This window comes from Rathayibacter sp. AY1D5, from assembly GCF_002932515.1.
GTDB lineage: Bacteria > Actinomycetota > Actinomycetes > Actinomycetales > Microbacteriaceae > Rathayibacter.
The window spans coordinates 12,733-25,317 of record NZ_PSVU01000011.1 but is presented as its reverse complement, the minus strand read 5'-3'; the positions used below and the strand labels follow the sequence as shown (position 1 = coordinate 25,317).

Genomic DNA, 12,585 nt, shown 5'->3' with positions numbered 1-12,585 from the left:
CCCGGCTCAGCTGACGCGGCCGAGGTAGTCGCCCGTGCGGGTGTCGACCTTGACCTTCGTGCCCTGCTCGAGGAAGAGCGGGACCTGGATCTGGTAGCCGGTCTCGACCGTCGCGGGCTTGGTGCCGCCGGTCGAGCGGTCGCCCTGGAGGCCCGGCTCCGTGTAGGTGATCTCGAGGACGACCGAGGCGGGGAGGTCGATGTAGAGCGGGTCGCCGTCGTGCAGGGCGAGGGTCACGTTCTGGTTCTCGAGCATGAAGTTCGCCGCGTCGCCGACGACCGCCTCGGGGACGGTGATCTGGTCGTAGTCGCTGGTGTCCATGAACACGAAGTCCGCGCCGTCGCGGTAGAGGTACTGGAAGTCGCGGCGGTCGACGTTGGCCGTGTCGATCTTGGCGCCCGCGTTGAAGGTCTTGTCGACGACCTTGCCCGTGAGGACGTTCTTCATCTTGGTGCGGACGAAGGCGCCGCCCTTGCCCGGCTTGACGTGCTGGAAGTCGATGACGTTCCAGAGCTGGCCGTCGATGCTGAGGACGGTGCCGTTCTTGATGTCGGTGGTAGAGGCCATGCGAAGGGGGATCCGTTTCGGTGGAAGTCTGCGCCGGCGAGCCCGGTACGCGGGCGCGGCGATATCGGCCGGTCCGGCTGACCCGTCGAGTGTAGTCGACGCGGCCCCGTCGGCAGAGGAGTCTGGACGCCGCGTGCGAATCGCCCCACCGGTCCGCGGGAGCGCGAGACGGTGGAGGACCGACCCCGAGGAGGAGCACAGAGACGCCGTTCCCGCCGACACCGTCGTGCCGCCCTGGTACTCGATCGCGTTCATCGCCGTGCCGATCGTCATCGCCGTCGTGATCGTGCTCGTCGTGGTGCTGATCGTCGTGGACGTGCGCCGGGCGCGCTCGCTCGGAGTGGATCCGCTGACCCTGCGGACCGACGTCACGGCCCGCTTCGCGCGCGCGGGTCCCGGCTCCGCCCGCCCGCTGGCGGACCGGCTCGCCGAGCTGGAGGCGCTGCGAGCGGCGGGCACGATCACCGAGGCCGAGTACGCCCAGGCGCGGAGGGCCGCCCTGGGCGGAGGCTGACGGCGCCGCCCGGGCTCAGCCGAGCCGGACCTACGATCCGATCTCCTGGTACGCCGCGAACAGCAGCGACGTCTCCGGCCCCTGCAGGATGCTCGGGCGGGCGATGTCGTCGAGGACCACGAAGCGGAGCATGCCCGCGCGGGTCTTCTTGTCGCGCTGCATCGCGGCGAGGAGCGTCTCCCATCGTCCGAGCGGGTAGCTCGTCGGCAGGGTCAGCGACTCGAGGACCCGGCGCTGGCGGTCCACGACCGCGTCGCTGAGCGATCCGGTCAGGCGCGAGAGCTCGGCCGCGAACATCATCCCGACGGAGACGGCCGCGCCGTGGCGCCACTGGTAGCGCTCGGCGTGCTCGACCGCGTGCCCGAGGGTGTGCCCGTAGTTCAGGATCTCGCGCAGGCCCTTCTCGGTGAAGTCCTCGCCGACGACCCGCGCCTTGATCCCGATCGACAGCTCGACCAGGCTGCGGAACTCCTCCGACGTCGGGTCCGTGGCCAGGTCGATGTCGGACTCGATGATGTCGAGGATGCGCGGCTCGGCGATCATCCCGTACTTCACGATCTCGCCGAAGCCGGCCAGGATCTCGTTGCGCGGGAGGCTGGACAGCACGTCGAGGTCGGCGACGACAGCCCGCGGCGCGTGGAAGGCGCCGACGAGGTTCTTGCCCTCGGCCGTGTTGATGCCGGTCTTCCCGCCGACGGCCGCGTCGACCATCCCGAGCACGGTGGTCGGCACCTGCACCAGGTCGACCCCGCGGAGCCAGGTGGCGGCGACGAAGCCGGCCAGGTCGGTGATCGCGCCGCCGCCGAAGCCGACGACCGCATCCGTGCGGGTGAAGTCCGACTGCCCCATCACCTGCCAGCAGAAGGCCGCCACCTCCACGCGCTTCGCGGCCTCGGCGTCCGGCACCTCGGCGAGCAGCACCTCGTAGCGCTCGAGCAGGCTCTCGCGGATCTCGGCGGCGAGGACCGCGAGGGTCGGCGGGTGCACGATGAGCACCTTCGCGGCCCGGGGGCCGATCGCGTCGGCGAGGCCGTCGAGGAGTCCGCGCCCGACGTGGATGTCGTAGCCGTTCTCTCCGGCGACGGGGATGGCGGTGGTGCCGTCGTTCATGACTGTCTTCCGCTCGGGCGGCTCGTGGCCGCCGGGTCCGATGGTGCAGGGGTGGCGGAGGGGCGCTGCGCGCGCACCCACTCCGCGATCTCGGCGGCGATCAGGGTGATCGGCCGCCGGGAGGTGTCGACCACGGTGTCCGCGAGGGACTCGTAGACCGGGCGCCGCTCGTCGAAGATGCGGACCCAGTCGCCGACCCCGCCGCGCACCAGCGGGCGGGAGCCGGAGCCGAGCCGGTCGCGGACGGCCTCGGCCGTGGTGGTGAGGAGCACGACGGGCACGTCCGCGAGGTCGGCGCGCGTCGCGGGATCGAGCACCGCTCCCCCGCCGAGGCTCAGCACCACGTCGCGGCGGACGGCGCGCTCGACGACACGGCGCTCCTCCCGGCGGAAGGCCGGCTCGCCGTGGGCGTCGAAGTAGGGGGCGATCGGGCCGTGGGTGCGCACGAACTCCGCGTCGGAGTCGACGAACCCGGCGCTCAGCGCCTTCGCGACCCGCTTGCCGATCGTCGTCTTGCCGGCGCCCATCGGGCCGATCAGGACGAGGCGGGCGCGGGCCGCGCCGGTATCGTGACCCGCCATCAGCGGGCCGCCGAGGACGCGGCCATCAGGCGAGCCCGAGACCCGGGTCGCTCGCGGCGGCCGTGCGGAGCTCGTCGGGGATGGCGGCGAGGTAGCCCTGCAGGTTGCGGCGGGTCTCGGTGACGCTGTCGCCGCCGAACTTCTCGAGCACGGCGTTCGCGAGCACCAGGGCGACCATCGCCTCCGCGACGACACCGGACGCCGGCACCGCGCAGACGTCGGAGCGCTGGTGGTGAGCGCCGGCTGCCTCGCCGGTGGCGACGTCGACGGTGCGCAGCGCGTGCGGCACGGTCGCGATCGGCTTCATGCCGGCGCGGACCCGCAGCACGGTCCCCGTGCTCATCCCGCCCTCGGTGCCGCCGGCCCGGTCGCTGGACCGGGAGATGCCGGCGGCGGACTGGAAGAGCTCGTCGTGCGCCTCCGAGCCGCGGCGGGTGGTGGTGAGGAAGCCGTCGCCGACCTCGACGCCCTTGATCGCCTGGATCCCCATCAGGGCCGCCGCGAGCTGGGAGTCGAGACGACGGTCCCAGTGCACGTAGGAGCCGAGTCCGGGCGGGAGATCGTACGCGAGGACCTCGACCACGCCGCCGAGGGTGTCGCCGTCGTCGTGGGCGCGGTCCACCTCGGCGACCATGAGGGCGCTGGTCGCGGCGTCGTGGCAGCGCAGCGGATCCGCGTCCAGGGCGGCGACGTCGGCCGGGCCGGGCAGCGGCGAGCCCTCGGGCACGCGGACCGGCCCGATGGCGAGGGTGTGGCTGACGAGCGAGACGCCGAGCTCGCCGAGGAAGCGGCGGGCGACGGCGCCGAGGGCGACGCGGGCCGCGGTCTCGCGGGCGGAGGCGCGCTCGAGCACGTTGCGGGACTCGGGGAAGCCGTACTTCTGCATCCCGACGAGGTCGGCGTGGCCCGGGCGGGGCCGGGTGAGCGCGGCGCCGCGGCCCTTGGGCAGGCTCTCGGGGTCGCGGGGCTCCGCCGACATGACGTCGACCCAGCGCGGCCACTCCGTGTTGCCGATGCGCAGGGCGATGGGGCTGCCCATCGTCGCTCCGTGCCGGACGCCGGAGGAGATCGTCAGCTCGTCCTGCTCGAAGTTCATCCGGGCTCCGCGGCCGTAGCCGAGCTTCCGGCGCGCCAGATCGGCGCGGATGTCGTCGAGGGAGACGGGGACGCCCGCCGGCAGTCCTTCGAGGACGGCGACGAGTTCGGGACCGTGGGATTCCCCGGCCGTGAGCCAACGGAGCATCCTCCGATTCTGGCACACGAGGTCAGTGCGCCGGACCCGCCGAGACGGCTCGGCGCATCGCCGCGAGCACCTCGTCCTCACGATCGAGAGGCAGGGCCGGGTCGCCGCCGACGAAGATCCGCACCTGCACGAGTGCCTGGTGGAGCAGCATCCCGAGCCCGGAGACGACCGGGGAGCCGCCCTGCTCCCAGCGCCGGGCGAGAGCGCTCGGCCACGGGGAGTACGCCACGTCGAACAGGGTCGAGCCCGCGACCGCCGCGTCGGGCACGTCGAGGCCGTCAGCCGCCCCGCCGGGGAGCGTCGAGATCACCAGCGGCGCTCCGGTGGACCAGTCGGCGAAGGAGCGGACCGAGATCAGGACGCCGAGCGACTCCGCGAGCGGAGCGAGCTCGACGGCCCTCGACGCCGTCCGCAGGACGAGGTCGACCCGCGCCGCGCCCAGCTCGGCGGCGGCGGCCAGGGCGGAGGCGGCGGTCGCTCCCCCGCCGAGCACCTGGACGCGCTCCGCCGAGACGACGCCCGCCTCGGCGAGGGCGCGCACGATGCCCGCGACGTCGGTGTTGAACCCGCGGAGGCGGGGTGCCGGGCCGGAGCGGTCGACCAGCACGGTGTTGACCGCGCCGGTGACCCGGGCGACCGCGTCCTCCTCCGCCAGCAGCGGGCGCACCGCGTTCTTGAGCGGCATGGTCAGCGACAGTCCGTGCCAGGGCTCACCGGACACGACCTCGGAGAGGGTCGCCTCCGTCGTCTCGACGGCGCGGTAGCTCCAGTCGAGTCCGAGCACCCGGTACGCGGCCGCGTGCAGCGCGGGCGACTTCGAGTGCGCGATCGGCGCGCCGAGGACCGCGAGGCGGTACCCGGCGGCCGTCACTGGTACTCCGGGTGGTCCCGCATCCAGGCCCGCCACTGGTCGACGGCCGCGTTGTGCTCGGCGTCGGTGGTGGAGTAGACCGTCTCGCCCGTCTCGAGGTTCACCGTGACGAAGTACATCCAGGTGCCGTCCGCGGGGTGCATGACCGCGTCGATCGCCACGTCGCCCGGGTTCGAGATCGGCGCGGGCGGCAGACCGTCGCGCTGGTAGGTGTTGTAGACGTTGCCGGCGTCGTTCCGCTCGGCGTCCGTGGTCGAGACGCGGTCGGTCGCGCCGGTGCCGTACGCCACGGTCGCGTCCGACTGCAGGCGCCACCCCTGGTCGAGGCGGTTCTGGAACACGCGCGCGACCTTCGGGAAGTCCTCGGCGACGCGGGCCTCGCGCTGCACGAGGGACGCGAACACCACGACGCGGTAGCGGTCGTCCACCGGCACACCGGCCTGGTCGAGCGACTGGTACATCCGGTCGACCAGCGTCTTCAGGATGTCGTGCGCCGGCGTCGACGGGTCGATGTCGTAGGTCGCGGGGAACAGGAACCCCTCGAGGCTCGTCGCCCCGGCCGGGAGCCCGAACGAGCCCCAATCGGCGGCGGCCGCCTCGAGGTCCGTCAGCGCGACCCCGGTGCCGTCCGCGATGAGCGGCAGCGCCTCCTTGAGCGCCGTCCCCTCGGGGATGACGAAGGTGTTCGCGAGGCGCGTCGACTCGGAGTCGAGCAGCGCCGACAGTGCGGCCTTGGCGCTCATCTCGGCCTTGAGCGAGTACGCGCCGGGCTGGAAGACGGGCTCCGGGCTTTGGGCGAGGAGCAGGTCGTAGAAGGGGTCGTACGACTTGATGACCCCGTCCGAGACGAGGTTGTTGGCGATGTCGCTGCCGCCGTCGCCCTGGTGGATCGTGAACAGCACCTCGCTCGAGCCGGTGCCGGTGAAGTCGGTCGGCTCGGGCTCGGCGAACAGGCCGCGCACGGGCTCGAGGAAGATCGTCACGGCGATGGCGACGAGCGCGGCGAAGACGCCGAAGGCCAGAAGCCCGCCGATGAGCCCGCGGCGGCTGCGGCGCTTCTTCGCGCCACCCGTCGCGCGAGCCGCGCGGCGACGCTTCGGGCGCGCGTCCGGGTCGAACGCGGCCGCGTCGTCGCGGCCGCGGGGCTCGGGCACGTCGGGCCCGGTGAAGAGGCGGCCCAGAGGATCGTGCGCCTCAGTCGGCGCGGGCTGCTGCTCCGGAGTCGGGTCGGGCGGAGTCGGCTGCGCCTGCTCGGCGGCGCGGGCGTCGCGGCGGCTCGGGGGGACGTCGGTCACGAGGAGGTCCTTCGTTCGGTTCGAGCAGGACCCCGGCCGGGGTGCCGGCCGAGCGCTCGGAATCGATGGCGTGCTGCAGGATCACCACGGCGGCGACCTGGTCGATCACGGCTCGGGAGCCGCGGGTGGTGCGTCCGGAGCGGTGCAGGGCGCTCTGAGCGGTGACCGTCGACAGCCGCTCGTCGACGAGCCGCACCGGAGCGGTGGGCACCGCCTCGGCGAGCAGTCGAGCGAATCCGCGCGCGTCCTCCGTCGAGGCCGTCTCGGCCCCCGACAGCGACAACGGCAGTCCGACGATGATCGCCTGGGCATCGTACTCGGCGGCGAGGTGCGCGATCCGGGAGACGTCCGAGGATCCGCCGTCAGTGCCCGCCCTCGCGACCGTCTCGACGGGCACCGCGAGCAGGCCGTCGGCGTCGCAGCGGGCGACCCCGATGCGGGCACGGCCCACATCGATGCCGAGCCGGACGCCGAACCGGCTCATTCAGCTGGTCGCTTCCTGCACCACGGCCTCGAGCGCCGCGCCGATGGCGGAGACGTCGGAGCCGCCGCCCTGGGCGAGGTCGTCCTTGCCGCCTCCGCCGCCACCGAGGATCCCGGCGGCGCGCTTGGCGAGCGCACCCGCGCGGCGGCCCTGGTCGCGGGCGGCCTGGTTGGTGGCGACGATCACCGCGGGCTTGCCCGAGACGTCGGCGGCGAGCGCGACGACGGCCGGCTCCTGGCCGAGCCGCTCGCGGACGGAGGTCACGAGGGAGCGCAGCTCGTCGGTCGATCCCGCGGTGCCGATGCTCTCGGCGACGACGGTCGTGCCGCCCACCGTGCGACGGGTCGCGGCGAGGGCGGGCACCCGGTCGGCGAGGGCCTTGGCCTCGAACGCGGCGATCCGCTTCTCGGCGGCCTTGAGGCTCGCGACGAGCTCGCCGATCCGCTCGGGGAGCTGCTCGCGCGGGGTCTTCAGCGAGGACGAGATCGTGCTGACGAGGGCGCGCTCGGCGGCGAGCTCCTGGAAGGCCTCGCGGCCCACGAGCGACTCGACGCGGCGGTTGGTCGATCCGACCGAGGACTCGCTGACCAGGCTGATCACGCCGACCTCGGACGAGCGCCCGACGTGGGTGCCCGCGCAGAGCTCGCGCGACCAGGGCCCGCCGATGTCGACCACGCGGACGACGTCGCCGTACTTCTCGCCGAAGAGGGCCATCGCGCCGAGCGCCTTCGCCTCGTCGATCGGGAGCTCGCGCGTGACGACCTCGAGGTTGTCACGGATCGCCGTGTTGGCGATCTCCTCGATCTCGCTGCGGGTCTCGAGCGAGAGGGCCTGGTTCCACGAGAAGTCCAGGCGCAGGTAGCCCGCCTTGTTGTAGGAGCCGGACTGGTGCGCCTGCGGACCGAGCACCTGGCGCAGCGCGGCGTGGATGAGGTGCGTGCCCGAGTGCGCCTGCGTGGCGCCCCGGCGCCAGTCGCGGTCGACGACGGAGGTGGCGGCGTCGCCCACTCCGACCTCGCCGCTGGCGACCTGGACCTTGTGGCTGATGAGCCCCTTGACGGGCTTCTGCACGTCGAGGACCTCGAGATCGAAGCCGGAGCCGACGATGCGGCCGGCGTCGGCCTCCTGGCCGCCCGACTCCGCGTAGAGGCTGGTCGCCTCGAGGATCACCTCGGCGATGTCGCCCGCGACCGCCTTCGTGACGGAGTGCCCGCCGACGATGAGGCCGAGGATGCGCGTCTCGGTGTCGAGCACGTCGTAGCCGGTGAACAGCGTCTCGCCGTGGGCGCGGAAGTCGGCGTAGACCGAGAGATCGGCCAGCGCCGACTTCTTCGACTTCGCGTCGGCCTTCGCACGCGTGCGCTGCGCGGTCATGAGGGAATCGAACGCCTCGCGGTCGACCGTCAGACCCGACTCCTCGGCGATCTCGAGGGTGAGGTCGATCGGGAACCCGAAGGTGTCGTGCAGGAGGAACGCGGTGTCGCCCGGCAGCGTCGGCGACTCGGCCTTCTTCGTCTTCAGGACCGCGAGGTCGAGGATCTCGGTGCCGGCTGCGAGGGTGCGCAGGAACGCCTCCTCCTCGCCGTAGGCGCTGGTCGAGAGGCGCTCGAACTCCGTGGACACCTCGGGGTAGGCCGACGCCATCGCGTCGCGCGAGGCGGCGAAGAGCTCGGGGAACGTCGCGGTGTCCACTCCGAGCAGGCGCATGGCGCGCACCGTGCGGCGCATCAGGCGGCGGAGGATGTAGCCGCGCCCCTCGTTCGACGGCGTCACGCCGTCCGACAGCAGCATCAGCGAGGAGCGCACGTGGTCGGCGATGACGCGCATGCGGACGTCGTCCTCGTGGACGGCTCCGTAGCGGCGGCCCGAGAGCTCGGCGGCGCGATCGAGGACCGGACGGACCTGGTCGATCTCGTACATGTTCTCGACGCCCTGCTTGAGGAAGGCGACGCGCTCGAGGCCCATGCCGGTGTCGATGTTCTTGCGCGGCAGCTCGCCGAGGATGTCGAAGTCGACCTTGCTCGTGCCCTCGCCGCGGAGGTACTGCATGAAGACGAGGTTCCAGATCTCCACGTAGCGGTCGTCGTCCGTCGCCGGGCCGCCGTCGATCCCGTAGGCGGGGCCGCGGTCGAAGAAGATCTCGGAGCAGGGGCCGGCGGGGCCGGGTTGGCCGGTCGACCAGTAGTTGGTGTCCTTGTCCAGGCGCTGGATGCGCTCGTCCGGCAGTCCCGCGATCGTCTTCCAGAGCGCGATCGCCTCGTCGTCGTCCTTGTAGACGGTGACCCAGAGGTCCTTCTCGTCGAAGCCCAGTCCCCCGTCGCTCTCGGCGCCGGTGAGCAGCTCCCAGGCGTAGCCGATCGCCCCCTCCTTGAAGTAGTCGCCGAAGGAGAAGTTGCCGTTCATCTGGAAGAAGGTGCCGTGACGAGGCGTCTTGCCGACCTCCTCGATGTCGTTGGTGCGGATGCACTTCTGCACGCTGGTGGCACGCGGGTACGGCGCGGGGACCACTCCGGTGAGGTAGGGCACGAACGGCACCATGCCGGCGACGGTGAAGAGGAGGCTCGGGTCCTCGCTCACGAGGGAGGCGGAGGGGACCACGGTGTGGCCGCGGCTCCCGAAGAAGTCGAGCCAGCGGTTGCGGATGTCTGCGGTCTGCATGGGTTCCGTTACGGTTCGGTCGGTGACGACGCGGATGTCGGGCGGCGGGGCGTCAGCCCTCGCCGATGGCGGCCTTCAGTTCGGCCTCGCGCTGGTGGTAGCCCTCGGAGACGGCCTCGCCGAGCTCCTTCGCGGTGCGGTTGATGTCGGCGAAGAGCCGGGAGCCCGCCTCGGTGCGCGAGACCTGGTGGGCGACCGCGAATCCGAGGCCGATCCCGATGACGATCAGGAGGATGTTCTTCACGGGGTGTCCTTCCACAGCGGCGGAGCGGGCGCGACGGCGCGACGACCCGTTCGATTCTAGGGCGCGGGCGCGGCGCTACTTCGAGCGCGGCCGCTTCGTGCGCTTCGCGGCGGAGCGGCCGACCGCGGCTCCGGCCTTGTCGGCCGTGCGTCCGGCGACGAGCACGGCGCGGACTCCGGCGGTGAAGCCGGCGAGCTTGATGAGCGGACCGCCGACGGTCGCGGCTGTGAGAGCGACGAGCGCGTTGACGTTGCCGGTGACCTCGGCGACGTCCTTGGTGATCGTGTCCACCCGCGCGAGCTGGTGGTTGGCCTCGCGGAGGGTGGAAGCCGACTCGTCGAGGATCGGCGTCAGGCCGTCGCTGGCCTGCTTGATGGCCTCGCTCGTGCTGTCGAAGACGCGCCCGAGCTTCCAGAGCGGGACGGCGGTGATCGCCACCAGGATCGCGAACACCCCCGCGGCGATGAGCCCTGCGATGTCTCCACCGGTCACGGTGACCTCCGTTCGATGCCGCCCAGCGCGGCACTCCAGCCTACCGACGGGCCGCGAGAGGGTCGGACGCGGGGACGGGCGCTCGGCTCGGGCGCGACGGCCGGATCGGGCGCAGCGCGGGACTCTCGGAGCGCGGCGGGCACTCCGGATCGCGACCCCGGGAACGGTAAAGGCCCCGGTGCGGACACCGGGGCCTTTCTCTGCGGGGCTGGACTCAGCGGGCCGCGTAGTACTCGACGACGAGCTGCACTTCGCAGGTCACGGGGACCTCGGCGCGCTTCGGGCGGCGCAGGAGCGTCGCCTGCAGCTTGTCGATCTCGACCTCGAGGTAGCCCGGGGTCTTGGGGAGGACGTCGACGTGTCCACCGGCGGCGGCGACCTGGAAGGGCTCGGTGCCCTCGGAGCGGGTCTTGACGTGGATGACCTGGCCCGGCTTCACGCGGAAGGAGGGGCGGTCGACCGTCTTGCCGTCCACCATGATGTGGCGGTGGGTGACGAACTGGCGGGCCTGCGCGGTGGTGCGGGCGAAGCCCGAGCGCAGGACGAGGGCGTCGAGGCGCATCTCGAGGAGCTCGACCAGGTTCTCACCGGTCAGGCCCTGGGTGCGGCGCGCCTCCTGGAAGGCGATGCGGAGCTGCTTCTCGCGGATGCCGTACTGGGCGCGCAGACGCTGCTTCTCACGCAGGCGGACCGCGTAGTCGGAGTCGGCCTTGCGCTTCGAGCGGCCGTGCTCACCGGGAGCGTAGGGACGCTTCTCGAGGTAGCGGGCGGCCTTCGGGGTCAGGGGGATGCCGAGGGCGCGCGAGAGGCGCGTCTTCGAGCGGGTACGGGACGTGGTCGACACAGTGGTCCTTCCAAGGTCTGAGAGGTTCGGTCGCAGCTCTCGACCGCCGGCTCCGGGAGGAGGGCGGACGCCGCGGTCGTGTCCTCCGCGGGTGCGGGGGAAGGGTGACCGCAGTGGCGGGCTGCGCGATTCAGAGGGATGCGCTGCTCCGCTCGGCTACAGAGCGGTGGGCAACCTCGCAAGACTATCAGGCCACGGCCTCCCGTGCGGGTCGCGCGAGTTCGTGGTCGGCGCGGTCAGCCCCGGTCGCCGCGGATGATGCGCAGGAGCTTCGCCAGTCGTGCGGAGACGTCGCGCTCGTTGCCGTGCTCGGTGGGCCGGTAGTACCGCGCGCCCTGGAGCGGGTCCGGGAGGTACTGCTGCTCGAGGACGCCGAGGTCGGCGTCGTGCGGGTACCGGTAGCCCTTCCCGTGGCCGAGCTTCTTGGCGCCGGGGTAGTGCGCGTCGCGCAGGTGCGCCGGCACCCGACCCGCGCGGCCCGCGCGCACGTCCGCGATGGCCGCGTCGATGGCGGAGTAGGACGCGTTCGACTTCGGGGCGGTCGCCAGGTGCACGACCGCCTGGGCGAGCGGGATGCGCCCCTCCGGCATGCCGATGAACTGCACGGCGTCGGCCGCGGCGATCGCGACGACGAGCGCCTGCGGGTCGGCCATGCCGATGTCCTCGGACGCGGAGACGATGATGCGGCGGGCGATGAACCGCGGATCCTCCCCCGCCTCGATCATCCGGGCCAGGTAGTGCAGCGCCGCGTCGACGTCCGAGCCCCGGATGGACTTGATGAAGGCGCTGATGACGTCGTAGTGCTCGTCGCCGTTGCGGTCGTAGCGCAAAAGGGCGCGGTCGACGGCGCGCGCGACGACCTCGGTCGTGATCACGGGGAGCGCGGGCTCCTCGGCGGCGGCCTCGACGGGAGCGCCCTCGTCGTCCTCGTCCTCCTCGTCCGGGTCCTCCGCGGCGGCGGCGCGGGCGACCCGGTCGGCCTCGCGGGCCTCCGAGCGGGCGGAGGTGGCGGCGGCCTCGAGCGCGGTCAGCGCCCGCCGGGCGTCTCCGGAGGCGAGCCGCACGATGCTCGCCCGGGCCTCCTCCTCCAGCGTCACCGAGTCGCGCAGACCCCGCTCGTCGTGCAGGGCGCGGTCGACCAGGACGCCCAGGTCGTCGTCGCTGAGCGGCTCGAGGGTCAGCAGGAGCGAGCGCGAGAGCAGCGGCGCGATCACCGAGAACGAGGGGTTCTCGGTCGTGGCCGCGATGAGGATGACCCACCCGTTCTCGACCCCGGGCAGCAGTGCGTCCTGCTGCGCCTTGGTGAAGCGGTGGATCTCGTCGAGGAAGAGCACGGTGGACGTGCCGTAGAGGTCGCGGGTGGAGAGCGCCTCCTCCATCACCTGCCGCACGTCCTTCACGCCCGCCGTGACGGCGGAGAGCTCGACGAAGCGGCGGCCGCTGGAGTGGGCCACCGCCTGCGCGAGCGTGGTCTTGCCCGTGCCGGGAGGGCCCCAGAGGATCACGGACACCGCTCCCCGCTCCCCCGTCGTGTCGGCGGCGAGGGCGACCAGGGGCGAGCCGGGCGTCAGGAGGTGGCGCTGGCCGGCGACCTCCTCGAGGCTGCGCGGCCGCATCCGCACGGCGAGCGGAGTCGCCCCGGAGCGGAGTCCGGCCTGCTGCATGGTCATGCCCCCAGCGTA

The 12,585-nt window shown here is 72.6% G+C and carries 12 protein-coding genes and 1 pseudogene; 1 reads left to right on the top strand and 12 read right to left on the bottom strand.

Annotated elements, in window-relative coordinates; translation table 11 throughout:
- Positions 1-6: 6 nt before the first annotated feature.
- Complete coding sequence (gene efp / locus C5C82_RS05065; protein ID WP_068210208.1) at positions 7-567, bottom strand: elongation factor P; 561 nt, start codon at positions 565-567, stop codon at positions 7-9.
- Positions 568-793: 226 nt separating this feature from the next.
- Between efp and C5C82_RS05060 the strand changes: the two genes are divergently transcribed.
- Entirely contained in the window at positions 794-1,081 is a 288-nt protein-coding gene (locus C5C82_RS05060; RefSeq protein ID WP_104354707.1) for an SHOCT domain-containing protein, read from the top strand.
- A 30-nt stretch (positions 1,082-1,111) separates the two neighbouring features.
- On the opposite strand, the gene aroB is transcribed toward C5C82_RS05060, so the two are convergent.
- The 11 genes and pseudogenes from aroB to C5C82_RS05005 all read right to left on the bottom strand — a co-directional run bounded on the left by aroB (position 1,112) and on the right by C5C82_RS05005 (position 12,573).
- A complete protein-coding gene (gene aroB / locus C5C82_RS05055) occupies positions 1,112-2,191 on the bottom strand; it encodes a 3-dehydroquinate synthase (RefSeq protein WP_104354706.1) in 1,080 nt (359 codons plus the stop codon).
- Positions 2,188-2,772, bottom strand: a complete 585-nt coding sequence (locus C5C82_RS05050) for a shikimate kinase (protein WP_104225325.1) — start codon at positions 2,770-2,772, stop codon at positions 2,188-2,190. Before C5C82_RS05050 ends, aroB begins: the two co-directional genes overlap by 4 nt.
- Positions 2,773-2,797: 25 nt before the next feature.
- Entirely contained in the window at positions 2,798-4,015 is a 1,218-nt protein-coding gene (gene aroC, locus C5C82_RS05045) for a chorismate synthase (protein WP_104251091.1), read from the bottom strand.
- Between the two features lie 22 nt (positions 4,016-4,037).
- On the bottom strand, positions 4,038-4,886 hold the full coding sequence (locus tag C5C82_RS05040; RefSeq protein WP_258065952.1) for a shikimate dehydrogenase: 849 nt from the start codon (positions 4,884-4,886) through the stop codon (positions 4,038-4,040).
- On the bottom strand, positions 4,883-6,181 hold the full coding sequence (gene mltG, locus C5C82_RS05035; RefSeq protein WP_181134400.1) for an endolytic transglycosylase MltG: 1,299 nt from the start codon (positions 6,179-6,181) through the stop codon (positions 4,883-4,885). The genes C5C82_RS05040 and mltG overlap by 4 nt, the downstream gene beginning before the upstream one ends.
- A gap of 10 nt (positions 6,182-6,191) precedes the next feature.
- A pseudogene (gene ruvX, locus C5C82_RS05030) lies at positions 6,192-6,665 on the bottom strand (Holliday junction resolvase RuvX); the annotation flags it as partial.
- Positions 6,666-9,323, bottom strand: coding sequence for an alanine--tRNA ligase (alaS, locus tag C5C82_RS05025; RefSeq protein WP_104296193.1), 2,658 nt, complete (start codon positions 9,321-9,323; stop codon positions 6,666-6,668). It lies immediately after the preceding pseudogene.
- A gap of 52 nt (positions 9,324-9,375) precedes the next feature.
- The gene (locus tag C5C82_RS05020) at positions 9,376-9,567 is read right to left on the bottom strand and encodes a hypothetical protein (RefSeq protein ID WP_104239057.1); all 192 of its coding nucleotides are present in this window, start codon (positions 9,565-9,567) and stop codon (positions 9,376-9,378) included.
- 75 nt (positions 9,568-9,642) lie between these two features.
- Positions 9,643-10,059, bottom strand: a complete 417-nt coding sequence (locus C5C82_RS05015; protein ID WP_104224759.1) for a DUF948 domain-containing protein — start codon at positions 10,057-10,059, stop codon at positions 9,643-9,645.
- 214 nt (positions 10,060-10,273) lie between these two features.
- Positions 10,274-10,903 carry a 30S ribosomal protein S4 gene (gene rpsD, locus C5C82_RS05010; RefSeq protein ID WP_068210518.1) on the bottom strand — a complete coding sequence of 210 codons (630 nt, stop codon included), beginning with the start codon at positions 10,901-10,903 and terminating at the stop codon, positions 10,274-10,276.
- Positions 10,904-11,139: 236 nt separating this feature from the next.
- Positions 11,140-12,573: a replication-associated recombination protein A gene (locus tag C5C82_RS05005; RefSeq protein WP_104225330.1), complete on the bottom strand. Its 1,434-nt coding sequence runs from the start codon at positions 12,571-12,573 to the stop codon at positions 11,140-11,142.
- Positions 12,574-12,585 lie beyond the last annotated feature (12 nt).

What these genes read in the sequence shown, in the direction of transcription:
- efp (WP_068210208.1), bottom strand. Translation starts at nt 567, where the DNA reads ATGGCCTCTACCACCGACATCAAGAACGGCACCGTCCTCAGCATCGAC.
- aroB (WP_104354706.1), bottom strand. Translation starts at nt 2,191, where the DNA reads ATGAACGACGGCACCACCGCCATCCCCGTCGCCGGAGAGAACGGCTAC.
- C5C82_RS05050 (WP_104225325.1), bottom strand. Translation starts at nt 2,772, where the DNA reads ATGGCGGGTCACGATACCGGCGCGGCCCGCGCCCGCCTCGTCCTGATC.
- C5C82_RS05005 (WP_104225330.1), bottom strand. Translation starts at nt 12,573, where the DNA reads ATGACCATGCAGCAGGCCGGACTCCGCTCCGGGGCGACTCCGCTCGCC.
- alaS (WP_104296193.1), bottom strand. Translation starts at nt 9,323, where the DNA reads ATGCAGACCGCAGACATCCGCAACCGCTGGCTCGACTTCTTCGGGAGC.
- aroC (WP_104251091.1), bottom strand. Translation starts at nt 4,015, where the DNA reads ATGCTCCGTTGGCTCACGGCCGGGGAATCCCACGGTCCCGAACTCGTC.